Origin of the sequence: Novosphingobium marinum (assembly GCF_013408095.1) — a bacterium.
GTDB lineage: Bacteria > Pseudomonadota > Alphaproteobacteria > Sphingomonadales > Sphingomonadaceae > Novosphingobium > Novosphingobium marinum.
On sequence record NZ_JACBZF010000002.1, the window covers coordinates 241,518 to 264,382 of the forward strand.

Below are 22,865 nucleotides of genomic sequence, written 5' to 3' on the forward strand. Positions count from 1 at the left end.
GCCTGTCCGCACCCCGCGAGACCGGACTATAGACAACAAGATGAGCCAGAATTCCGACGGGGAGATCGTTCACTTCGACAATGTCGGGCTGCGTTACGGCACCGACCGCGAGGTGCTGAGCGACCTGTCATTCACACTCTATCCCGGCAGCTTCTACTTCCTGACCGGCGCTAGCGGTGCCGGCAAGACGTCGCTTCTCAAGCTGCTGTACCTCGCCCAGCGGCCTTCGCGCGGCATGATCCGGATGTTCGGTTCGGACGCGATCACGCTTTCGCGCGAACGGCTTCCCGCGCTGCGGCGCAGGATAGGCGTCGTCTTCCAGGACTTCCGGCTCGTTCCGCATCTATCGGCATTCGACAACGTCGCGCTGCCGCTGCGCGTAGCGGGGGTCACCGAACGCGAGCTTGAGAAGCCGGTTCGCGACATGCTCGACTGGGTGGGCCTCGCCGATCGCATGCAGGCGCGCCCTGCGACGCTTTCGGGTGGCGAGCAGCAGCGCGTCGCGATTGCCCGCGCGGTGATCGGGCGGCCCGAGATGCTGGTGGCCGACGAGCCGACCGGAAACGTCGATCCTGACATGGCAGTCAAGCTGCTGCGCCTGTTCGAAGCGCTGAATGGCCTAGGCACGACCGTTGTCGTCGCGACCCACGACGTGCACCTCCTCAAGAAGGTGCCCGATTCGCTGATCATGCGGCTCGACAAGGGGCGGCTGTCCGATCCGACCGGGGCGCTGCGATATCCGCCCAGGCGGATGCCCGCGATGGCGGGACAGCGCGCGTGAGCAGCGCCGAAATGCCGAGCCTCGTGGCGCGAAGCTGGCGCAGCCTGTCCGCGACCGGAGAGACCGAGATCGTTCCTCAGGCCCGGCTTTCCGGCCCGATGCCCTGGGTTATCGCGATCATGGTCGCGATGACGGTTATCGCGCTCGCCGCGGGCCTCGCTCTTCGCAACACCGCCCAGGCGGCCGCCGCCGAGCTGGAGGGCGGGGTGACGGTGCAGGTCATGGAAGCCGATCCGGACGCGCGCAATGCGCAGGCACAGAATGCTCTGACCGTGCTTCGCGAACTGCCGCAGGTCGCTTCGGTCAGGCTGGTGCCTCGGGAGGAAGTCGACCAGCTAATCGAACCCTGGCTCGGCGAAGCGGGCGGAGGTGAAAGCGCCTCTATTCCGGTTCCGGCGCTGCTCGACGCCCGCATCGACGGAAAAGTGACCGCCGATGCCATCGAAGGGATTCGCGCGGCCGTTGCGGAGGCGGCACCAGCCGCGCGCGTCGATGCCCAGTCGAGCTGGCTCAAGCCGGTATTCGACGCCATCGTATCGCTCCAGTGGCTCGCCGCCGCGCTCGTCGTACTGCTATCCGTCGCGCTGACTGCCGCGGTCCTGCTTGCTGCGAGGAGCGCTCTCGGCACCAATCGCGACACGATCGAGATCGTTCATCTGCTCGGCGGTACCGATGCCCAGATCGCGCGCGTGTTCCAGCGATCGATCGGAGTCGATGCGGCGGGTGGCGGTCTGGTCGGTTTCGCACTTGCGGCGGTCGTCATCCTGTTCCTCGGACGACGTTTCGCGGGACTTGGGGCCGGGATGGTCGACGGGGGCGCGCTCGGCGTGACGGATTGGTTGCTGCTGGCGCTGGTTCCGATCGTGTCCGTGTTGCTGGCGATGGCCACGGCCCGCGTTACTGTGCTCCACGCCTTGCGCAAGATGCTGTAGGGCACACCGATGGTTCGCCGTGTTGCCGCCCTGGCCGTGCTTGCATGGCTGCTCGGATTTCTCTGGTTCGCGATCGCGTTGCCGCAACCGGAGTCAGAGACGCGCACCGATGCCGTCATCGTGTTCACGGGCGGTAGCGGCCGTATCGACCGTGCGATCGAGGTCCTGAGGAAGGGGTGGGCCGACCGCCTTCTTGTCTCCGGTGTCGATCGCGAGGTTCGTCCCCGGGAATTCCGGACGGAGTATGGCGTCTCCCGGCGCCACATGGAATGCTGCATTACGCTCGGCTACGAGTCGGTGGATACGCGGACCAACGCGACCGAAGCAGCCGCATGGATCGCGGAAAACGACTTCTCGTCAATACGCCTGGTGACGACAGACTGGCACATGCGCCGGGCCGACTTCGAGCTCGAAAGGAACGTTTCGGGAGTCGAGATCCTGCGCGATGCGGTACCCTCGCAACCAAGCCTGCGGATCCTCTTCCTCGAGTACCACAAGTTGCTGGCCCGGCGCGTTTCGTCGATCTGGGAAAAGTGATGGCGCGAGCCGTAGAAGTCTTTCGCAGCCTTGCGTTCTATGCGGCCTTCTACATCGGCACCGCGGTTTACGTGGGCGCCGCGCTCGCCACGCTGCCGTTCAGCCGAGGCGGGTTCATCCGGGTAGTGGACGGCTGGTCGCATTTCCACCGTTGGTGCGTGATCCACGTACTGGGAATACGGGTCGAGATCGAAGGCGAGGTTCCCGACAGCGGCGTGCTCGTCGCGATCAAGCACGAAAGCTTTTTCGAGGCGATCGACCTGCCTACGGCGCTGAACCATCCGGTGGTCTTCGCAAAGGCCGAATTGCTTCGCATACCCTTCTGGGGCCGTGCCGGCGGCGCTTACGGCCTGATCCCTGTGGAGCGGAACCAGGGGGCGAGCGCCTTGCGCGCCATGATCAAGAAGGCCCGCGCCCTCACCGCGGAAGGACGGCCCCTGGCGATCTTTCCCGAAGGCACGCGCGTCGCCCACGGCGAGCGCCCCGAACTGCGTTCGGGATTTGCAGGAACCTACAAGCTGCTCGGGCTTCCGGTCGTTCCGGTGGCGGTGGACAGCGGCCCGCTCTACCACCGGCGGTGGAAGAAACGCGGCACGATAACCTATCGGGTGGGCGAGCCGATCCCGGCAGGCCTGCCGCGCCCGGAACTGGAAGGTCGCGTCATCGAGGCGATCAATTCGCTGAATAGTCCTTAGGCTTCCTCGACCCAGACCTGCTGCGCATTCAATTGCGCAAAGCCGTAACTTGTCAGGAAGGACACGTCGGCGGCGTCACGCCCGACGCCGATCTTGGCCATCTGCTGCGCGGTCGACATTCCGGTCGGATCGATGAGGTACCACGTGTTGTCGAGGAAGACTTCGGCAACCGCGTGAAAGTCCTGCGGCTGCACGCCGATGCCGTAGACGCTTGCAAAACGCGCCGGGATGCCGCTCGCCCGTACCAGCGTGATCATCAGGTGGGCGAAATCCCGGCAGACCCCTTGCCGGCTGACATAGGTTTCCATCGCGCCGGTGAAGGCGGTGCTCGATCCGGGGCAATAGTCGATCGCGTCCTCGATCCAGTCGCGTATTGCCATGACCCTGCTGCCGCCGCCGCTCTCGCCGAATTCGGCATCGACAAGGTTTTGGAATTCGTCCGAGGGGCAATAGCGCGAGGGCATCAGGTATTCGACCGTCTCACCGGGCAGAAGGTGCGGCTCGACGGACTCGAGCGCGCCGCAGTCTGCAGTGAGGCGGTGTACGTCCACGGTAGCAGTGTAGGTGACTTTCAGATTGCCCTGGTGGCGAAGCCAGATGCGCTCCCCGATCGTGTCGTGACCGGGAACGCGTGCGAAATGATCGGTTGGCGGCAGGTCGATGTGAGCCGCTTCCACGGTCTGTTCGGGAATGGCCGCGGCTTCCAGTTGCAAGAGCACGTCGGTTTCGGAGGGGAGGTCGTAATCGAGTTCGGTACGGATCGAGAGTTTCATGGCTTACCCGGATTCAAGGTCTGATGCGCCCCCAAAGCGCGAGCGGCGGCGCGGCTCCATGGTTGCAAAAATTTCGTGCGGCGATCCGGTTCAGCCCGCGTCGTGATCGCTGCGGCCGAAATCGGGGCGTGCATCGTCCTGACCTTCGGCGATGATCGACCGCCTGATGGCCCGCGTCCGCTCGAACTGCGCGAACAGGGCGTCCCCGTCGCCGACACGGATCGCGCGCTGCAGCGCCGTCAGGTCCTCGGTAAAGCGCTGAAGCATCTCGAGCACGGCGTCCTTGTTGGACAGGAAGACGTCGCGCCACATCGTCGGGTCGGACGCGGCGATCCGAGTAAAGTCGCGGAAGCCGCCAGCCGAGTACTTGATGACCTCGCTGCGCGTCACTTCCTCGAGATCGGATGCCGTACCCACGATCGTATAGGCGATGAGGTGCGGGAGATGGCTGGTGACGGCGAGGACAAGATCGTGGTGGCGCGCATCCATGATCTCAACGTTGGCCCCCAGCGCTTCCCAGAACGTGACGAGTTCGGACAGCAGCACGAGATTGGTTTGCTCGGGCGGCGTGACGATGCACCAGCGATTGCGGAAAAGGGTCGCGAACCCTGCGTCCGGCCCGGAATTCTCTGTACCCGCCACCGGGTGGGCAGGGATGACCGGGTTGTTCGGAAGCGCGGTCGCCAGCGCTTCTGCGACGGATTGCTTGCATGAACCGACATCGCTGACGAGCGCGCCTTCGGGAAGCGTGCCGGCGATTTCGGTTGCCGCATCGGCCATCGCCCCGGGAGGGACGCAGAAAATGACGAGATCGGCCCCGCGAACGGCTTCGGAGGCAGTCTCACAGACCGTCCCGACGAGCCCGCGCGCCGCGGCGCGGGTGCGCGTGGCGGGATCGCGGTCATAGCCGGTCGTCTCTATCTCGCCGAGGTACTCGCGCACGGCGAGGCCGATCGATCCGCCGAGAAGGCCAAGGCCGATGATCGCGACGCGCTCGAAGCTCATTGCGCGCCTTCTGCCATTTCGCGGAGCGCCGCGGCGATGGCGTCCATCTGGTCGCGCGTTCCGATCGTTATGCGCAGCCCGTGCGGCAGGCCCTGCCCCGGCAGCCAGCGCACGATGTAGCCGCGTTCGGCGAGACCTTCGTAGGCCTTCTCTGCGGTGAGAGCGCCTTCGAAGAGCACGAGCACGAAGTTCGCCTCGCTGGGCAGCGGACGGAGCCCATGATTGCCCAGCGCCTCGATCTCCGAGGTAAAGCGCGCGCGCTCCTGCGCATTGTGGACGCGCGACCGTTCGACGAAGTCGCGGTCTTCGAGCGCGGCGAGCGCCGTCGCCTGTCCCGTCGACGTGACGTTGAATGGCCCCCGAATGCGGTTGAGCGTAGCGACGATCCCCGGTGCGCCGGTGGCCCAGCCGATCCGCTCTCCGGCAAGGCCGTAGATCTTGGAAAAGGTCCGCGTGACGAGCACGTTGTGGTGACCGGCCGCAAGCAGCAGGCCGCCGTCATCGTCTTCCGGCGCAAGGTACTCGCCGTAAGCTTGGTCGAGCACGAGCAGGACGTCGCCGGGCAGGGCCGCGTGCAGCCGCGCGATCTCGCCCTTCGGCAGGAAGCTGCCGGTCGGGTTGTTGGGATTGGCGATGAACACGACCCGCGTGCGCTCGCTGACGAGCGAGAGCAGCGCATCGACATCGGTGCCGTAATCGCCGTCGGGCGCGACGACCGGCGTCGCTCCGCACCGTCGCGCCGCGATATCGTAGACCGAGAAGCCATAGCGGACATAAAGCACCTCGTCGCCCGGACCGGCGTATCCCTGTGCGGCGAGGTTGAGCAGTTCGTCGGACCCCGTCCCCATGACGACGCGCGCCGGGTCTATGCCGTGCATCTGACCGATTGCCCCGCGCAATGCCTTTGCCTCGGGATCGGGATAGCGCGACGGCGCGAGGGCATCGGCCCTGGCGGAAAGCGCGTGTTCGCTTGTCCCGAGCGGGTTCTCGTTCGCCGAAAGCTTGACGAGCGGACGTCCGTCCGGTGCCGCAGACTTGCCGGGAACATAGGCATGGAGCGCCTCGATCCACGGCTTGGGCTGGGGCGTTCGCATTGTCGTTTCTGTATCGGCCATAGCGCCGTGGCCCTTAGCGAAAGCATGCGCCGAATGACAGCCTCGCTTTCGCGCACAATTGACAGCTTACCTGCGCTCGCCCAAGTGCCGCTCACCATGGCCACGGCCCCGACCACCGTTGCGAGCGAGACCCTGACGCTCCCCGGTCCGCTGCAGCTTGACTGCGGACGGCAGCTCGACCGCGTCGATGTCGCGTATGAAGCTTATGGCGAATTGTCGCCGGCAAGAGACAACGCCGTGTTCGTCGCCCATGCCCTGACCGGTGACCATTACCTTGCCAGTCCCCACCCGATCACGGGCAAGCCGGGCTGGTGGGCGCGGATGGTGGGGCCGGGAAAACCGATCGATACCAACCGCTTCTACGTCATCTGCGCGAACGTGCTGGGGAGCTGCATGGGCTCGACCGGCCCGGCCAGCCTTGCGCCCGACGGCAAGCCCTACGGGATGCGCTTTCCCGTCATCACGATCCGCGACATGGTGCGCGCGCACGTCGCGTTGCTCGACGCGCTTGGGATCAAGCGGCTCCATGCCGTCGTCGGCGGCTCGATGGGGGGCATGCAGGCACTTTCGCTCGCCGCCAATTTCCCGGAGCGTGCATCTGCGGCGCTCGTCCTGGCCGCAACGGCGCGTCACTCCGCGCAGAACATCGCGTTCCACGAGGTCGGCAGGCAGGCGATCATGGCCGACAGTGCCTGGCAGGACGGCGACTACTACGCATCGGGCAATCGGCCTGAAAAGGGGCTCGCGGTGGCGCGCATGGCCGCGCACATCACCTACCTGTCCGAAGCGGGGCTGACCGGGAAGTTCGGGCGCAACCTTCAGGACCGGGCGGAGAAGACGTTCGGCTTCGATGCCGATTTCCAGGTCGAAAGCTACCTGCGCTATCAGGGCATAAGCTTCACCGACCGGTTCGACGCGAATTCCTATCTCTATATCACCCGGGCGATGGATTATTTCGACCTGGCCGAAGAGCACGGCGGATACCTGGCCAATGCCTTCCGCACCACGAAGGCCCGGTTCTGCCTCGTCAGCTTCGATACCGACTGGCTCTATCCCACGGCGGAATCGCGGAACATCGTCCATGCGCTGAACGCTGCTGGCGCGCCCGTCACCTTCGTCGAACTGTCCGCGCCCTATGGCCACGACAGCTTCCTTCTCGAGGTGCCCGCGCTCGACCGGGTCGTGACGGGGTTTCTCGATCAGTGAGCCCGGCGCTCACCTCGCTGCGGCCCGACCTTTCGGTCATCGCCCAGAACGTCGAGCCGGGAGCCCGGGTGCTCGACGTCGGCTGCGGCGATGGTGCGCTGCTGGCGGCGCTGCGCGACGAGCGCGGCTGCGATGCGCGGGGCATGGAGATCGATCCGGCCAACGTGGCAGAATGCGTGGCAAAGGGCCTGCCCGTCATTCAGGGCGATGCGGACGAGGACCTTGCCTTCTATCCCGACGCCAGCTTCGATTACGCGATCCTCAGCCAGACCTTGCAGACCACGTTGCGTCCCGCCGTCATCCTCGAGGAACTGCTGCGCATCGGCGGGCGCGCGTTCGTCAGTTTTCCTAACTTCGCGCACTGGCGGGTGCGCCTCTCGCTCCTGTTCGGTGGACGCATGCCGGTTACGCGGCTGCTGCCCGTGGCGTGGTACGAAACGCCCAACATCCACCACGTCACGGTCGACGACTTCCGCTCGCTCCTCGACGAGCGCGGTATCGCGGTCGAGAAGTCGTGGTTCCTCAACGGAGACAAGCAGACGAGCGCGGCGGCCGCCAACTTCCGTGCCGAGCATGCGATCTTCCTGCTTTCGAAGCAGCGCTAGTCAGTCGCTCCCCGAAGCGTCGTTGACGAAGAGCACGCTGTCGTCACGGGCAAGCGCCCAAAGGCTGAGGCCGGCTTTAGAGGCTCGCTCGACGGCCATCGATGTCGGGAGCGATATCGTGACCAGGCTCGTCGCGCCGCCGCGCACGGCCTTCTCGACGATCTCGTAGCTGCATCGCGCGGTCGACAGGACAAGCCCGGGCGAGAGCGGATCGCCCGCGATCGCCATCGCGCCGACCAGCTTGTCCATCGCATTGTGCCTCCCGACGTCTTCGCGGACGCAGCCCAGGTTCCCATCCGGATCGGCCCAGGCCGCTGCATGCGCAGCGCCGGTCGACTGTCCCAGCGGCTGGTACTGGCGCAAGGCGGCAAGCGCCCTGAACACCGCAGCGTGCGAAAGCCGCGGATGCTTCGTCACCGCCGGAAGCGGCCTTGCCACCTGTTCCAGATTCTCGATTCCGCACAGGCCGCAACTCGATTCCGCGACGCGGGTTCGTATGCGTTCGGTCAGTTTCTCGATACCCAGACCAGATAGCCGCGTGCGCACGATCCAGCCCGTCTCGACTTGTGCGATGTCCGGCTCCGCGATGTCCGACGCATCTGCAGCCAGCCCCTCGCACAGTGCGAAGCCCGTGGCGAAATCCGCAAGGTCGGCAGGCGTCGCCATCATCACCGCGTAGGACAGGCCGTTGAATTCCAGCGCCACGGGAACCTCCGGAACCCAGTCGCCGAACGCAGGCTCGTCACGACCGTCGGGAAATATGCGAACCGGCTGCGCCATCGGGGCAATGTCGGCCACCCTCTCCGGGGCGTCAATCGCCATTCACGGCCGGGCAATGCACGATCGCTTAGGATGCCTCCACCAATCCGCCACCCAAGGGTTCGCGAAAATGACACGTCTCGCCAGGATGATCCCGGCCATTGCAGCGCTTTCCCTCGCCGTTCCCGCGATGGCTCAGGACAGCGGCGCTGCCGATATTGCCGACGAACTGTCCGATCCGGTCAACCAGATCGCCGTCACCGCCGCGATTTCCGCCATGAGCGAAGCCCTGCTCGATCTCGAGATCGAACCCTTCGTGAAGGCGATGGAGGCGGTCGGGCGCGACGACAGCGTGCGCGATCTCCCGCCCGACGCGCGCCTGCGCGATCTCGCCGGCCCAGAAGCCGAGGCGCTTCCCGCCGAAATGGCGTCCGAAGTGCCGAGAATGATGGGCCGCATGGCGCAAATGGCCGATGCCATGGACGCCATGCTTCCTGGCCTGAGGGACATGGCTGAGCGAATGAAGGATGCCATCCCGCGCGAATGATCCGCGCCTCCTGTGTATTCGCGGGGACTTATCCACCCCATTAAACGCGACCACATGTGCTGGCCGGGTGGACGCCGCGCGCGGCCTTGGGCCATACCGGGCGCATGTGGCAGCTTTACCAGTTTCCCCTCTGTCCCTTCAGCCGCAAGGTGCGCCTGCTGCTGAGCGAGAAGGGTGTCGAATACGAACTCTGGCGCGAGAATCCCTGGGAAGGCCGGGACGAATTCTTCGCCATGAACCCGGCAGGGCGCGTGCCCGTACTCCACGATCCGGAACGCGGTATCTCGCTGTGCGACAGTCGGGCGATCTGCGAGTATTTCGAGGAAACGGTCGATCGCAACCAGATGATCAACGGCACATCGGTACAGAGAGCCGAGATCCGTCGTCTTGTTGCCCTTTTCGACGAGAATTTCTTCGGAGATGTCTCAGGACCGCTGCTGCACGAACGGATGACCAAGCGCCTCGTCTACCGCCAGTCACCCGATTCGCGGGTCCTGCGTGAGGCGATGAGGCTGGCGCACGAGCACCTCTACTACATCGATTACCTGATCGACCATCGGCCCTGGCTCGCCGGTTCGACGATGAGCCTTGCCGACCTTGCCGCCGCCGCGCAGATCTCGGTTGCCGACTATCTCGGCGGGATCGACTGGTCGAGCCACGAACAGGCGCGGGGATGGTATTCGGTCTTCAAGAGTCGACCGAGCTTCCGGCCATTGCTGTCCGAGCGGATGGAAGTGATCCAGCCGCCCAGCCATTACGCCGAAGTCGACGCCTGACCGTCAGCGGGCGTCGGCACTTTCCGTGAAGCGGCCATGTTTGCGGAACCTGACCATCCAGCGATCGAGGAACAGGCCAAGCGGGCGCGGCGCAATGCCGAGCGCCTCCATGCCCGGATAGTCGCCCGTTGCCACGTTGCCTTTTTCCAGTAGCGCCCACTGATCGCTGGTGATCGGCGTGCCGGGAACCGCTGCGACTGCCGAGGAAACCGCATCGGGCAGCGGGAGAAAGTGCCGCTTGCGCGCCTGAGCCTTCGCGATGCGCTCGTTCAGGTCGAGCATGGTGAGAACTTCGGGGCCGCAGATTTCGTACGTCTCGCCGCCGTGTTCCGCGGGTCTCGCCAGCGCATTCCCGATCGCTTCCGCGGCATCGTCGACGAACACCGGCTGCAGCCTGGCGTCCGGTCCGAATACGGGCAGGATCGGAAATGTCGAAATAAGGCCTGCGAACATCATCACGAAAGAATCGTCCGATCCGAACAGGATCGAAGGGCGGAATATCGTTGCTCCGGGGAAGGCGTCCCGTACCGCGATCTCTCCCTCGCCCTTGGTGCGGGCATAGGCGACCTCGGACTGCGCGTCTGCGCCGTTCGCCGAAACGTGCAGGAACGAAGTCGCACCTGCTTCCTTCACCGCTTCTGCGATGCGGCCAGCCCCGCGCCCCTGGATCGCATCCAGATTGCCGGTAAAGGCCCCGACCAGGTTGACTACCGCATCGGCGCCGCGAACGGCAGCGGCAACGCTTTCGGGCCTCGTCACGTCGCAACGCACGAACTGTGTCTGGCCAAGGTTGCCCAGAGGCTTGATCTGGTAAGCCTTCTCGGGGTTCCGGCTCGCGATCCTGATGCGCGCGCCGCGGCCGAGCAGTTCCTGAGCCACGTGCTCGCCGAAAAAGCCGCTGCCGCCCAGCACGGTCACGACCTTGCCGTAAAGGTCCATCCCGTCGTTCGCCTGTGTCATCGCCCGTCCGTTTAGTTTCACGCCAAGTCTTTCGAACCGCCCCATGCACTGCCGGTAATGGCGGCGCAACAGCCTTGGCCCGCACCACCTGAAAACGACGCATCGGCGATTGACAAAACCCCACCCCCGCCGCTATCCGCCCGCACCTACCCGGCGCAACGCAAAACGGCGTTCGCGCCCCGTGCCCAGATGGCGGAATTGGTAGACGCACCGTCTTCAGGTGGCGGCGCTCGAAAGGGCGTGGAGGTTCGAGTCCTCTTCTGGGCACCATTAGCTTAAAGCATTGAAATACATAGAAAAAATGGGATACTTTGAGGACTCACATTGGTTCTCCAAATTCTTGTCTCGGCTTGTCTTTTCCCTTCTCTTTCAATGCCTATCGGTCTCCAGCGTTCGAATCATCGATAGTCCCGGATCATTCTGGCTTGAAATTCTTGCGGGCCTTTCTGTGGGCCTTCTGAAAATCCGAATTCGGAGGCCCGCATCGTCATTCCCGTGAGGAACGCCTCTTTCCTGTCTCTTGAGCGATTGCCACGCTTGGGGAAGTTTGGGGAGCGGTCTAGGCAACTTACCCTGCAATTCGTATGAATTGAGGAGATGCTGCGTAAATCTTGCATTTCCGGTCTTTACCCTGCATTTTCGTGAAATCGCAGATTGCAGGGTAATACATGAACTTCAAACCGTTTTCCGACGAACAGGCAAGGGTGATCGTCAATCTCGAGCAGACCTACCAGGTCTGGATGGAGGCCCTGCGTGCGCTGAATGAGATGCCCTACAACATGCGCATCAAGGAGGTTTCTGGTCGAGAATATCTTTATGAGGTTACAGATCGGCGCGGATCGATGAAGAGCAAGGGCCCGCTCGATCAGGAAAAGCAGGCTGAATTCGACGATTACAAGGCTGAGAAGGCAGAGCTCAAGGAACGTCTTTCAGGAAGCAAGGACGCGCTCAAGGAACAAGCGAGCCTGTACCGCGCGCTGCGTCTCCCAATGCTCCCGGCGGAGGCGGGCAAGATCCTGCGCGAAGCTGACCGCCTTCGTTTTCTTGGAGATCAGGCCATGGTAGTCGGCACCAACGCTCTGATTGCATATGCCTTGGAGGCAAATGGATTCATTCGAGATGCGCCCGACACAACACTGGATTTTGACATGGCGTTGACCGGAATCGAGGCTGATGAGGACCGACCAACCTTATGGAAAGTGCTTAAAGAAGCCGACTTGACCTACTCGGTGAACACCGAGCGGCCTTTCCAGGCACGCAACGCCAAGGCATACGAGGTGGAAATTCTTTCGGCCCCTAGCCGCATTAGCGGACAAGTTTTGCAGGACCGACCTCGGCCCATACCGCTACCCGAACAGGAATGGCTGTTGAATGGACGACCGGTCGACCGCGTCGTTGGTGTACGCGACGGCGAAGCTGCGCGCATGGTTGTTCCCGATCCGCGATGGTTCGCCTTGCAGAAACTGTGGATGGCAGAAAAGCGTGAGCGCGATCCGCAAAAGAAGCCCAAGGATCGCAAGCAAGGAAATGCCGTGCTTGATGCAGTCTGGGTTGCCATGCGGCATTACCCATTGGATGAAGAATTCTGCAAAGAGCTGCCCGAAGTATTGAAGCCGCATTTTGAACGATGGGATGCCAAGAAACCGCAGCGCGATTAAGCGATCCGACGCCGGCTCCCTTGTTATCGGTTGCTTTCAGGTCATCGGTAGGTGTCGCCGTACTAAGCTTTCCGGGATCACTGTCGTAGCGATGGTGACAGAAACTGGGCCGATTGCGGACTGTCGGCTTTTTGGGAAATTTGTACGGATATTACATGTAGCGGCGCGAGGCTGGTCGGAGCGAGAGTCTCGCGCTGAATTTTGTCTTCCGACATGCGTTGTGAGCGGGGTGGGTTATTGCGCCGTCGCTCTCCAGTTGAATAGCCCCTAGATTTGTGGACGCCTTCTTTCCTAAATTTGAGGACAGGAGGCGACGATGGGGAAAGCTAATTTCAGCGACGAGTTCAAGCGTGATGCGGTGGCCCAGATCACCGAGCGCGGCTACCGGGTGGCGGAGGTTTCGCAGCGGCTCGGGGTCAGCCAGCATTCGCTGTATGCATGGAAGCGGCAGTTCGCACGGCGGCCCGAAGATGGGTCGAAGGATGCCGAGATCCGCCAGCTGAAGCGCGAGCTGCTGCGGGTGACCGAGGAGCGCGACATCCTAAAAAAAGCCACCGCGTATTTGACCTTTGGCCACTTCGTTCCACCAGGGATGCAAAGTGAGATACGCGTTCGTTGCCGAGCATCGCACGCTGTTCCCGGTGCGTGTGATGTGCCGGTGTCTTCGCATCCAGCCCAGCGGCTTCTACGCCTGGTTGAAGAACCCGTTGAGCAGACGGGCGAAGGAAGATGCTCGGCAGACCGAGCTGCTCCGGCAGGCGTGGGAAGACAGCGGCAAGGTCTATGGCTACTGCAAACTGCACGACGACCTGCTCGATCAGGGCGAGACCTGCTGCCCGAACCGCGTGGCGCGTCTCGCCAGTCTGGCGGGTATTAAAGCGAGGATCGGCTACAAGCGCAGGCCGGGCAGCTATGGTGGCAAGCCATCCAGGGTGGTCGACAATACGCTGGCCCGCCAGTTCGATGTCGCGGCACCCGACAAGACATGGGTGACCGACATCACCTACATCAGGACGCAGGAGGGCTTTGCCTATCTGGCGGTGGTGATCGACCTTTACTCCCGCCGAGTGGTGGGCTGGTCGATGCAGAACCGCCAGATCACCGATCTGGTCCTGCAGGCACTGCTGATGGCGGTGTGGCGCAGGAAGCCGAAGAACACCGTGCTGATCCACTCGGATCAAGGATCGCAGTTTACCAGCATGGACTGGGCCTCGTTCCTGAAGGCGCACAACCTGGAGCACTCGATGAGCCGGCGTGGCAACTGCCATGACAACGCCGTGGTCGAGAGCTTCTTCAACCTGCTCAAGCGCGAACGCATCCGGCGACGGACCTATCGCTCACGAGACGAGGCCAGGCAGGATGTGTTCGATTACATCGAGATGTTCTACAACCCGATACGCAAGCATGTGAGGAACGGGATGCTGTCACCCGTAGAGTTCGAACGGCAGCAGATGATGAGCACCGAGGGCGTCTAGACAACTCGGGGCTATTCACAGTTCCGGCAGGTGATAAGCAACATGGTCGAAATGGAAGCGACCAAGCTGGCGGTCATTCACGTTTTTTGGGCAACCTCCGCCATGCTCTTAATGGCCACGGCCCTCATCTGGCTCGCCCCGCGACCGACGAAATCGGGCGGCATGTCAATGGGGCATTGAATCGCGAAACGAGCTGCCGCGATAGTCATTTCGCCGACTTGGCCTCCACTAACGTGGCAATTGCCGCGGGAACAGAAGTGTCCTCAATTGTGGGAGGAATTTCAAAAGGCTCGCTGTTGACGATCTTGCGCAGCAAGTTGCGCAGAATCTTGCCGGAACGGGTTTTGGGCAATTGCGGCACAACATGGACTTTCTTCAGAGCCGCCAGCGGGCCGAGCTCGTCGCGCACGGCTTCAACTATGCGGCTTGCCAGAGCCTCGTCGCCGTCGTGCCCGGTGCGGGCAGAGACAAAGGCAATCGGAATCATGCCTTTGATCGGATCATCGGCGCCAATTACAGCACATTCGGCAACGCCGTCCTGGCTCGCGACGATCTGTTCCATCTGACCGGTCGAAAGCCGGTGACCAGCGACATTGATGATGTCGTCGGTGCGCCCCATGATGTGGAGAAAGCCGTCGAGGTCGCGATAGCCGGCATCGCCGGTTTCATAGAAACCGGGAAAAGTCGCAAAATTCTTCTCATAGCCCGCCTTGTTGTTCCAAAGGGTCCGGAAGGCCCCAGGCGCTAGCGGCGCACGAATGACGACATTGCCGCTGTCGCCTTCGGCAACGGGCTTTCCGTGATCGTCCAGGATCGCGAACTCATAGCCCGGCACCGCCAAGCCGGCGCTGCCGCGCTTGCGGCGTCGATCACCCAGGCCAATGCAGGTGGCGATGGCGGGCCAGCCCAGCTCTGTTTGCCACCAATGGTCGATCACGGGCAGGCCGCTGTTCTGTTCAAGCCAGTCTATCGTATCGGGATCGGCGCGTTCGCCAGCCAGAAAGATTGCCTGGCATCGTCCGGTGCCGATCTGCCCGAGCAACCTTCCGTCAGGGTCTTCCTTGCGGATGGCGCGGATTGCGGTCGGCGCGGTGAAGAACGACTTCACGTGGTGACGGGCGATGATCCGCCAGAATGTCCCGGGGTCGGGTGTCCCGACCGGCTTGCCTTCGAACAGGACGGTTGTCGCTCCGACGAGCAAGGGTCCATAGACAATATAGCTGTGACCGACCACCCAGCCGACATCGGAAGCCGCCCAGAACGTGTCACCGACTTCGATACCATAGATATTTTCCATGGACCAGGCCAGCGCCACAGCATTTCCGCCATTCTCGCGCACCACGCCTTTGGGCAGGCCAGTTGTTCCCGAAGTGTAGAGTACATACAGCGGATCGGTTGCCGCTACCGGAGCGCAGGGCGGTATTTCATCGCCAATGGTGCGTGTACGAAGTTCCATCCAATCGATATCGCGGTACGGGTTTAGCGTGGCGGCAACCTGTTCGCGCTGGAGGAGCACGACGTTCTGGACCGGGTGAGAGGTCAGCGCGATCGCCTCGTCCACCAATGGCTTGTAAGCGATCGTTCGTCCGCCTTCGATCCCACAAGAAGCGGTCAGGACAAGTTTCGGCGTGGCATCGTCGATGCGTTTGGCGAGTTCGAGTGGCGAAAAGCCGCCGAACACCACCGAATGAACCACACCGAGCCGGGCGCAGGCGAGCATGGCAAAGACGGTCTCCGGGACCATCGGCATGTAGATGACCACCCGATCTCCTTGCGCCACTCCCAGGTTCTTGAGCATTGCTGCCACCCGACCCGTTTGTTCGAGAAGTTCGGAATAGCTGTACCGCTTGATCGTCTTGGTGACCGGGCTGTCGTAAATCAGCGCAGTGGATCCGCCGCGACCTGCTGCCACATGCCGGTCGAGACAATTATGGCAGGTGTTCAGCTTGCCGTCCGGGAACCATCCCTCAATATCATCAAATGCCACATTCGGGGGCGTGAACCAGTCGATGGCTTGGGCTGCCCGCCCCCAGAATTCGGCTGCGTTCTCGCTGGCTTCTTGCTGTGCCCTCTCAAGGCGGCGTATTGCGCCCTGCGACGATGGGTTTCCGGTTGAACTCATTTTTTGACTTTCCTCGACAACAGGATCGACGCGATTATGATCAGCGATCCAAGTACATGATATTGCTCAAACCTCTCTCCCAGGAGCGGTACAGCCATCAATACGCCAAACACCGCCGGAAGGTTCATGTAGATGCCGGCCCGCATCGATCCAATGAGGGCAACCGCCCGGTTGAACAAGGCATAGGAAACGAGTGAAGGAAAGATGCCAATGAACACCAGCGCACTTGCCGAGGTTAGCGAGAGAGCGGACGCGCCTTCGAGCAACAGGTGCAATGCGTAGGGGATGGCAAGCGAGACGATACCCGCCGCAAACAACACCACCAGCAGGCTCAGGTGATGCAGCTGGGGTGCCTTGCGCAAGGACGTCGCATAGGCGGCGTAGAGAAACACCGCGGCCAACGCTAGCAGATCGCCAGTGTTGAGCGCCTCGAGGCGCAGGTTCGCCAATTGCCCCTTGGTCATGAACCATGCGACGCCCAAGATCGACAGTCCGGCGCAGGCAAAATGGAGCAAGGCCACGCGTTCGCGGAAAATCACTGCCGGCATGACCAGCGTCATGATCGGCATGGTGGATTGGAGCAGCAGATTGTTTGTTGCCGTAGTCAGCTGGAGACTACTGTAGACGAGCAAGGAAAAGACCCCGACACCAAAGAACCCCAGCAATCCCAGGAAGGGCCAGGACCGGCGAATAGCCGGAAGGTCATCGCGAAGATGCGGCCAGGCGAATGGCAGGACACATGCCGCGGCGATAAGCCATCGCCAGAAGCCTATCGTCACTGGGGTCAGGTCGTCTCGAATCGCCCGACCGACAATCGGGTTCAATGCCCAAAAGAAACTTGCCAGGCACAGCAGCAGCGTCGGAGTGTGCCAAAAACTGGACACAATTCCGTGCCTGAAACGTCGGACGTGATCGACTGTCGACATTGCACTCTCACCCGGCACCGGGGACCGAAAGATACGGCTTGCACCCCACAAGAGTATTGCATATCGTGCATCGCGTTGCATGTATAGCGCGAATCGCCTATGCAGTACTCAGACAAAAAAGCATGGGAGCGATGTGATGAATGGATCGTCGGCACTCGTCGACAACATCGGTGCGAGCCAGTCTCGCCGGGTGTTCTGGGATCAAGATGTCTATCAGCTGGAGCTGGAGCGGATATTCTCGCGGTGCTGGCTCATGATCGGACATGATTCGCTAGTTCCCAAACCGGGCGACTTCATTACGACGTACATGGCAGAAGACCGTGTCATCTTGTCGCGGCAGCCGGACGGTTCGCTGAAGGCGTTCATTAATTCCTGCACTCACCGCGGCAACCAGATCTGTCATGCCGACAGCGGCAGCGCCAAGGCGTTCGTGTGCAATTATCATGGTTGGGTTTTCGGTCAGGATGGTTCGCTCGTCGATGTTCCGATGGAAGAGCGGTGCTATCACAGCGATCTCGACAAATCCAAGCTGGGGCTCGCGCCGATCCGGGTCGAAACTTACAAGGGCTTCATCTTCGGCTGCCATGATCCCGAAGCGCCCTCGCTTGAGGACTATTTGGGGGACTTCTGCTGGTACCTCGATACGATCTGGGATGGTCCGGACGGTGGTCTGGAACTGCTCGGGCCGCCGTTGAAGAGCACCCTCGCCTGCAATTGGAAAGTCCCGGCCGAGAACTTCGTCGGCGATGGGTATCACGTGGGCTGGACGCATGCCGCCGCTCTCCAGATGATCGGGGGCGAGCTGGCTGGCCTGTCGGGCAATCGCGCCGACATGCCGTTTGACGACCTTGGTCTGCAATTCACCATGCGGCATGGCCACGGGTTTGGCCTGATCGATAACGCTGCGACTGCGATCCACGTCAAGCGCGACGGGTACGTCAAATATCTCGAGGAGACGCGGGGCGGAATTCGCGAAAAATTCGGGCCGGAGCGCGAACGGCTTTATGTCGGTCACTGGAATACGTCGATCTTCCCAAACTGTTCGTTCCTCTACGGAACCAACACCTTCAAGATCTGGCATCCGCGCGGGCCGCATGAAATCGAGGTCTGGACCTATACCATGGTACCGAAGAATGCCGACACCGAAACTAAGCGGTCGATCCAGCGCGAAGCGATCCGTTCATTTGGTACGGCGGGAACGCTCGAAAGCGACGATGGCGAAAACATGTCGTCGGCCACCTACAACAACAACGGTATCATCACCCGCAAGGGGTGGATGAATTCGAGCATGGGCAAGGACCGCGAAGGGCCGCACCCCGTCTATCCAGGAATTGTCGGGGTCAGCTTCATCGGCGAAACCTCGTATCGGGGCTTTTATCGTTTCTGGCAAGAAATGCTCGATGCGCCGGATTGGGCCGCCATCCGGGCCAATGACGACACCTGGGATGCAATGTGGACCAACCGTAATTTCTGGCCTGATCGTCTGTCGGCGAAGCAAGCCGAGCCGCAAGACTGATCCGACAGCAATCTGGACCGCAAGATGACCGAAACACGCAAGCCCGTAGGCATGGAACTGCATCATGCCATCGTCAGTCACTATTCCGCCGAGGTGCGGATGTTGCAGAACCAGCAATATCGCGAATGGTTCGATACTGTAATCGCCGAAGATATCCATTACTGGATGCCAGTTTACGAACAGCGGTACGCACGTGACCGCCGCCCGGATCCAACCCCGGGGGATGCCGCAATCTACAACGATGACTATGCCGAGCTGCAGCAGCGGGTCGACCGGTTGCTGACGGGTCAGGTATGGATGGAAGATCCGCCATCACGTATCCGCTATTTCGTCACCAATGTCGAAGCATTCGAAATTGCACCGTTTGAATTCGAGGTCTTCTCTAATGTTCTGGTGCACCGCAATCGCCGACAGAACGAAGTTTACGTGCACACGCTGGGACGCGAAGACAAGCTGCGGAAAACAGACAGCGGCTTCAAGGTATTCAGCAGAAAGCTGAATATCGACGCGCGCGTCGTGCAGGACAAGAATCTCTATTTCTTTGTATAAGCAAATTCAATCAACTGGAAATCAGGAAACGGGAGAGGAAAAATGGACGCATACGCGGCAATTATCGAGCGTCAGGGCGGCGAATTCGTTCTGGATAACGTCTCTATCGAGGATCCGCGCGACGGCGAAGTGCTGGTCAAGGTTGCCGCAGCTGGCATGTGTCATACCGACCTGACGGTTCGCGATCAATATTACCCGACGCCGCTGCCGGCGGTGCTGGGCCATGAAGGTTCGGGCGTTGTCGAAAAGGTCGGACGTGGCGTCACCACTGTCAAGCCAGGCGACAAGGTCGTGCTCTCCTTCAGCTATTGCGGCACCTGTCCATCGTGCCTCAAGGGGCATCAGGCCTATTGTCCGAGCTTGTTCCCGCTCAATTTCATGGGCCGCCGCCTGGATGGTTCGACGCCGATTACCCGCAACGGCCAAGAGGTCAACGCCTGCTTCTTCGGGCAATCCTCGTTCGCGACCTATTCGATCGCGTCGGAAAACAACTGCGTCAAGGTTGCCGACGACGCACAGATCGAACTTTTGGGCCCACTGGGCTGCGGTATCCAGACCGGGGCGGGCAGCATCCTCAATGCGCTTTGTCCCGAACCTGGCTCCTCGATCGCGATCTTCGGGGTCGGGTCGGTCGGCCTCAGCGCAGTGATGGCCGCCAAGGCCTCGGGCTGCCTCAAGATCATCGCGGTTGACCGCAACGCAGACCGCTTGGAACTGGCGCGCGAACTGGGCGCCACCGATGTGATCGACGCCAACACGGTCAACGCTCAGGAAGCGATCGTCGCGATGACCGGTGGCGGCGCCGACTATGCCATGGATACCACCGCCATTCCAGCGGTGCTGCGCTCGGCGGTGGACAGCACGCACAACATGGGTGAAACCGCAGTGGTCGGCGGGGCGAAGCTGGGCACCGAATTTTCGCTAGACATGAACAACATGCTGTTTGGCCGCAAGTTGCGCGGCGTAGTCGAAGGATCGAGCACCCCGCAGGTCTTCATCCCGCAACTGATTGCGATGCAGGAAGCCGGGCTGTTCCCGTTCGAGAAGCTCTGCACCTTCTATGATCTCGACCAGATCAACCAGGCCGTCGAGGATACCGAAAAAACCGGCAAGGCGATCAAGGCCATCCTCAAGATGTAGGCCCGCGACCCAGTGGGCAGCAGCGGGTACATCGCGCGCTGCCCACGGGGCGGTCACCAGGACTTCCAGCTGAAATGAATAGCGTATTTTCCTTTGGCTCGGGCATTGGACCCGAAGGCGCGCTCGTGCTGGACAAACGCGTCCTTGGCGGGAAGGGCGCAAATCTTGCCGAAATGGCGCAAATCGGCCTTCCGGTCCCGCCGGGCTTCACTATTGCCACCGGCGAATGCCTGGCCTTTCTCGAACAGGGCCGGGCATCGCTCGGACGAATTCGCGATCAGGTTGTGAAGGCCCTCGAACGGATCGAACAGGCCACGGGAAAGGTTTTCGGCGACCCTGACGATCCGCTGCTGGTCTCGGTGCGTTCGGGCGCGCGGGTATCCATGCCGGGGATGATGGACACGATCCTGAACCTTGGCATCAATGATGCGACCGTCACCGGCCTGGGCCAGACCTCCGGGGATGAGCGGTTCGCGCTCGACAGTTATCGCCGCTTCATCCAGATGTATTCCAGTGTCGTGCTCGAAATCGAGCATGGCGTATTCGAGGCAGCCCTTGACCGCATCAAGGAAGATCGCGGCGTCGATGAGGATATCGATCTTCGAGTGGAGGATCTGCGCGGCGTGATCGCGACCTTCAAGGATCTCGTGCTTGCCCATCACGGCGCGGCCTTTCCTCAGGATGTACAGGAACAACTCTGGACGGCAATCGAGGCGGTGTTCCGCTCATGGGACTCACCGCGAGCCAAGGTCTACCGGCGCCTGAACGATATCCCCGGAGATTGGGGCACGGCGGTTAACGTCCAGGCCATGGTGTTCGGAAATCTTGGCGAGACCAGCGCTACCGGCGTCGCCTTTACCCGCAACCCTGCAACCGGCGAGAAGGCTTACTACGGCGAATGGCTGGCCAACGCCCAGGGTGAGGATGTTGTCGCCGGCATCCGCACGCCCCAGTATCTGACCAGGGCTGCCCGCGAAGCCGCAGGTGCGCGGCTTCCCTCAATGCAGGAAGCGATGCCGAAGGCCTATGCCCAACTTGCTGAGGTGTTCGAACTGCTGGAGCGCCACTATCGCGACATGCAGGACATCGAATTCACAGTCGAACGCGGCAAGCTCTACCTCCTTCAGACCCGTTCGGGCAAGCGCACCGCCAAGGCCGCGCTCAAGATTGCCGTCGACATGGTCGAAGAGAGCCTGGTCGACGAAGTGACCGCGCTGCTCCGCCTCGACCCGGCCTCGCTCGACCAGTTGCTTCACCCCTCGCTCGATCCGAATGCCCCGCGGGTGCTGCTCGGAAAGGGTTTGCCTGCCTCGCCCGGGGCAGCCTCGGGAGGTGTGGTATTCGATGCGGAAACAGCGGCACGGTGGGCCGAATTGGGAGAGAAGGTCATCCTCGTCAGGCATGAAACGTCGCCTGACGACATCCATGGCATGCACGTCGCAACCGGCATCCTGACGGCGCGCGGCGGCATGACCAGCCACGCGGCCGTGGTCGCGCGGGGTATGGGCCGGCCATGCGTGGCGGGCAGCGCCAGTCTCAAGATCGACCCGGTCGCGCGGGTCGCCGAGATCGGCGGCCAGCGGCTCGAAGAGGGCGCATTCATCACGATCGACGGTTCGACCGGCGAAGTGTTCCTGGGCGAACTGCCGACGATCCTGCCCAATCTTTCGGGCGATTTCGCAACGGTGATGGCATGGGCTGACAAGCATCGCCGCCTGAAGATTCGGACCAACGCGGAAACCCCGCTCGATTGCGAAATGGCCCGCCGGTTCGGGGCCGAAGGGGTCGGGCTTTGCCGAACCGAGCACATGTTCTTCGATGAAAGCCGGATCCTCGCCATGCGGCAGATGATCCTGGCCGACAGCGAAAAGGAACGACGCTCCGCGCTCGACCAGCTATTGCCCGAACAGCGCGCCGACTTCCGCCGGATCTTCGAGATCATGGAAGGCTTGCCAGTCACCATCCGCCTCCTCGATCCGCCGCTGCACGAGTTTCTGCCGCATACGGATAGCGAACTCACCGAGCTTTCGCGAGCGATGGGTATTGACGTGGAGCAGGTTCGGCATCGCGCAATCGAATTGACGGAAACCAACCCCATGCTGGGGCATCGAGGCTGCCGACTGGGCGTGGTTTATCCCGAAATATACGAAATGCAGGCTCGCGCGATTTTCGAGGCTGCGCTCGAAGTCGCGGGCGAGGCGGGCATGGCGGTCTGTCCCGAAATCATGATCCCGCTGGTCGGATTGCCGCATGAACTGGAATCACTGAAGGATACCCTGTACAGGGTCGCTGAAGTCGTGTTCGCCGAAAAAGGCGAGCGGATCGCCTTTAGCGTTGGCACCATGATCGAGCTGCCGCGGGCAGCCCTGGTTGCCGACGAAATCGCTGCAAGCGGGGAATTCTTCTCGTTCGGAACCAATGATCTGACCCAGACTACGCTGGGGATCAGCCGCGACGATGCGGCGCGTTTCCTGGGTGCTTATGTGGAAAAAGGCATTATCGCCAAGGACCCGTTCGTCACCCTCGATATCGAAGGGGTCGGCAAGCTGATCGAAATGGCATCGCGCAAAGGGCGCGAAACCCGGCCCGACCTAAAACTGGGGATCTGCGGCGAGCACGGCGGCGATCCGGCCACGATCGCCTTCTGTGAGGAGATCGGGTTGGACTATGTCAGCGCATCGCCTTTCCGGGTGCCGATTGCCCGACTGGCTGCGGCCCAGGCGGCGCTGGCGCCTCTATGAACGGACGATGCAAGCTGAAATTCTGAACCAAATCGAGATGAGGTGCA

The 22,865-nt window shown here is 62.0% G+C and carries 20 protein-coding genes, 1 tRNA gene and 1 pseudogene; 15 read left to right on the plus strand and 7 right to left on the minus strand.

Annotation, left to right across the window (positions count from 1 at the left end; translation table 11 throughout):
- The first annotated feature begins 40 nt into the window (after positions 1 to 40).
- From ftsE to FHS75_RS05815, 4 genes are read left to right on the plus strand one after another with little or no spacing between them, the layout of a single operon-like run.
- Positions 41 to 781, plus strand: coding sequence for a cell division ATP-binding protein FtsE (gene ftsE / locus FHS75_RS05800; protein WP_179406792.1), 741 nt, complete (start codon positions 41 to 43; stop codon positions 779 to 781).
- 11 nt (positions 782 to 792) lie between these two features.
- Positions 793 to 1,713 (plus strand): cell division protein FtsX, encoded by a 921-nt coding sequence (locus tag FHS75_RS05805; RefSeq protein WP_179407391.1) that lies wholly within the window; start codon positions 793 to 795, stop codon positions 1,711 to 1,713.
- A gap of 9 nt (positions 1,714 to 1,722) precedes the next feature.
- Positions 1,723 to 2,250: a YdcF family protein gene (locus FHS75_RS05810; RefSeq protein WP_179406793.1), complete on the plus strand. Its 528-nt coding sequence runs from the start codon at positions 1,723 to 1,725 to the stop codon at positions 2,248 to 2,250.
- Positions 2,250 to 2,945 carry a lysophospholipid acyltransferase family protein gene (locus FHS75_RS05815; protein ID WP_179406794.1) on the plus strand — a complete coding sequence of 232 codons (696 nt, stop codon included), beginning with the start codon at positions 2,250 to 2,252 and terminating at the stop codon, positions 2,943 to 2,945. Before FHS75_RS05810 ends, FHS75_RS05815 begins: the two co-directional genes overlap by 1 nt.
- Here FHS75_RS05815 and FHS75_RS05820 read toward each other — a convergent pair.
- The 3 genes from FHS75_RS05820 to hisC all read right to left on the minus strand — a co-directional run bounded on the left by FHS75_RS05820 (position 2,942) and on the right by hisC (position 5,838).
- The gene (locus FHS75_RS05820; protein ID WP_179406795.1) at positions 2,942 to 3,718 is read right to left on the minus strand and encodes a transglutaminase-like domain-containing protein; all 777 of its coding nucleotides are present in this window, start codon (positions 3,716 to 3,718) and stop codon (positions 2,942 to 2,944) included. The genes FHS75_RS05815 and FHS75_RS05820 overlap by 4 nt on opposite strands.
- Positions 3,719 to 3,808: 90 nt before the next feature.
- Positions 3,809 to 4,723: a prephenate/arogenate dehydrogenase family protein gene (locus FHS75_RS05825; RefSeq protein WP_179406796.1), complete on the minus strand. Its 915-nt coding sequence runs from the start codon at positions 4,721 to 4,723 to the stop codon at positions 3,809 to 3,811.
- Positions 4,720 to 5,838 (minus strand): histidinol-phosphate transaminase, encoded by a 1,119-nt coding sequence (gene hisC, locus FHS75_RS05830; RefSeq protein ID WP_179406797.1) that lies wholly within the window; start codon positions 5,836 to 5,838, stop codon positions 4,720 to 4,722. The genes FHS75_RS05825 and hisC overlap by 4 nt, the downstream gene beginning before the upstream one ends.
- A 96-nt stretch (positions 5,839 to 5,934) precedes the next feature.
- Here hisC and metX point away from each other — a divergent pair, with 96 nt between their 5' ends.
- Positions 5,935 to 7,044, plus strand: a complete 1,110-nt coding sequence (metX, locus tag FHS75_RS05835) for a homoserine O-acetyltransferase MetX (protein ID WP_179407392.1) — start codon at positions 5,935 to 5,937, stop codon at positions 7,042 to 7,044.
- The gene (gene metW / locus FHS75_RS05840; protein ID WP_229735640.1) at positions 7,041 to 7,649 is read left to right on the plus strand and encodes a methionine biosynthesis protein MetW; all 609 of its coding nucleotides are present in this window, start codon (positions 7,041 to 7,043) and stop codon (positions 7,647 to 7,649) included. The genes metX and metW overlap by 4 nt, the downstream gene beginning before the upstream one ends.
- Here metW and fdhD read toward each other — a convergent pair whose 3' ends face one another.
- Positions 7,650 to 8,471 carry a formate dehydrogenase accessory sulfurtransferase FdhD gene (fdhD, locus tag FHS75_RS05845; protein WP_229735639.1) on the minus strand — a complete coding sequence of 274 codons (822 nt, stop codon included), beginning with the start codon at positions 8,469 to 8,471 and terminating at the stop codon, positions 7,650 to 7,652.
- Positions 8,472 to 8,538: 67 nt separating this feature from the next.
- Between fdhD and FHS75_RS05850 the strand changes: the two genes are divergently transcribed.
- Both FHS75_RS05850 and FHS75_RS05855 read left to right on the plus strand, forming a co-directional pair.
- Positions 8,539 to 8,955, plus strand: a complete 417-nt coding sequence (locus FHS75_RS05850; protein ID WP_179406798.1) for a hypothetical protein — start codon at positions 8,539 to 8,541, stop codon at positions 8,953 to 8,955.
- Positions 8,956 to 9,059: 104 nt separating this feature from the next.
- Entirely contained in the window at positions 9,060 to 9,731 is a 672-nt protein-coding gene (locus FHS75_RS05855) for a glutathione S-transferase family protein (protein WP_179407395.1), read from the plus strand.
- Between the two features lie 3 nt (positions 9,732 to 9,734).
- Here the strand turns inward: FHS75_RS05855 and FHS75_RS05860 are convergent, their stop codons facing one another.
- Positions 9,735 to 10,691, minus strand: coding sequence for a complex I NDUFA9 subunit family protein (locus FHS75_RS05860; protein WP_229735638.1), 957 nt, complete (start codon positions 10,689 to 10,691; stop codon positions 9,735 to 9,737).
- A 183-nt stretch (positions 10,692 to 10,874) separates the two neighbouring features.
- Between FHS75_RS05860 and FHS75_RS05865 the strand changes: the two genes are divergently transcribed.
- From FHS75_RS05865 to FHS75_RS05875, 3 genes and pseudogenes are all read left to right on the plus strand, one after another.
- Positions 10,875 to 10,961: transfer RNA gene (locus FHS75_RS05865), tRNA-Leu, on the plus strand.
- A gap of 398 nt (positions 10,962 to 11,359) precedes the next feature.
- Positions 11,360 to 12,349: a GSU2403 family nucleotidyltransferase fold protein gene (locus tag FHS75_RS05870; protein WP_179406799.1), complete on the plus strand. Its 990-nt coding sequence runs from the start codon at positions 11,360 to 11,362 to the stop codon at positions 12,347 to 12,349.
- A gap of 316 nt (positions 12,350 to 12,665) precedes the next feature.
- Positions 12,666 to 13,824 (plus strand): annotated as a pseudogene (locus tag FHS75_RS05875) (IS3 family transposase).
- A gap of 205 nt (positions 13,825 to 14,029) precedes the next feature.
- Here FHS75_RS05875 and FHS75_RS05880 read toward each other — a convergent pair.
- Together FHS75_RS05880 and FHS75_RS05885 are read right to left on the minus strand one after the other, a co-directional pair.
- On the minus strand, positions 14,030 to 15,946 hold the full coding sequence (locus FHS75_RS05880) for an AMP-binding protein (RefSeq protein ID WP_179406800.1): 1,917 nt from the start codon (positions 15,944 to 15,946) through the stop codon (positions 14,030 to 14,032).
- Entirely contained in the window at positions 15,943 to 16,872 is a 930-nt protein-coding gene (locus tag FHS75_RS05885; RefSeq protein ID WP_179406801.1) for a DMT family transporter, read from the minus strand. The genes FHS75_RS05880 and FHS75_RS05885 overlap by 4 nt, the downstream gene beginning before the upstream one ends.
- Before the next feature lie 79 nt (positions 16,873 to 16,951).
- Here FHS75_RS05885 and FHS75_RS05890 point away from each other — a divergent pair, with 79 nt between their 5' ends.
- The 4 genes from FHS75_RS05890 to ppdK all read left to right on the plus strand — a co-directional run bounded on the left by FHS75_RS05890 (position 16,952) and on the right by ppdK (position 22,818).
- A complete protein-coding gene (locus FHS75_RS05890; RefSeq protein ID WP_229735637.1) occupies positions 16,952 to 18,388 on the plus strand; it encodes an aromatic ring-hydroxylating oxygenase subunit alpha in 1,437 nt (478 codons plus the stop codon).
- Between the two features lie 24 nt (positions 18,389 to 18,412).
- A complete protein-coding gene (locus tag FHS75_RS05895) occupies positions 18,413 to 18,937 on the plus strand; it encodes an aromatic-ring-hydroxylating dioxygenase subunit beta (protein WP_179406802.1) in 525 nt (174 codons plus the stop codon).
- Positions 18,938 to 18,979: 42 nt separating this feature from the next.
- Entirely contained in the window at positions 18,980 to 20,077 is a 1,098-nt protein-coding gene (locus FHS75_RS05900; RefSeq protein ID WP_066762443.1) for an NAD(P)-dependent alcohol dehydrogenase, read from the plus strand.
- A 74-nt stretch (positions 20,078 to 20,151) separates the two neighbouring features.
- A complete protein-coding gene (gene ppdK, locus FHS75_RS05905; RefSeq protein ID WP_179406803.1) occupies positions 20,152 to 22,818 on the plus strand; it encodes a pyruvate, phosphate dikinase in 2,667 nt (888 codons plus the stop codon).
- The last annotated feature ends 47 nt before the right edge of the window (positions 22,819 to 22,865 follow it).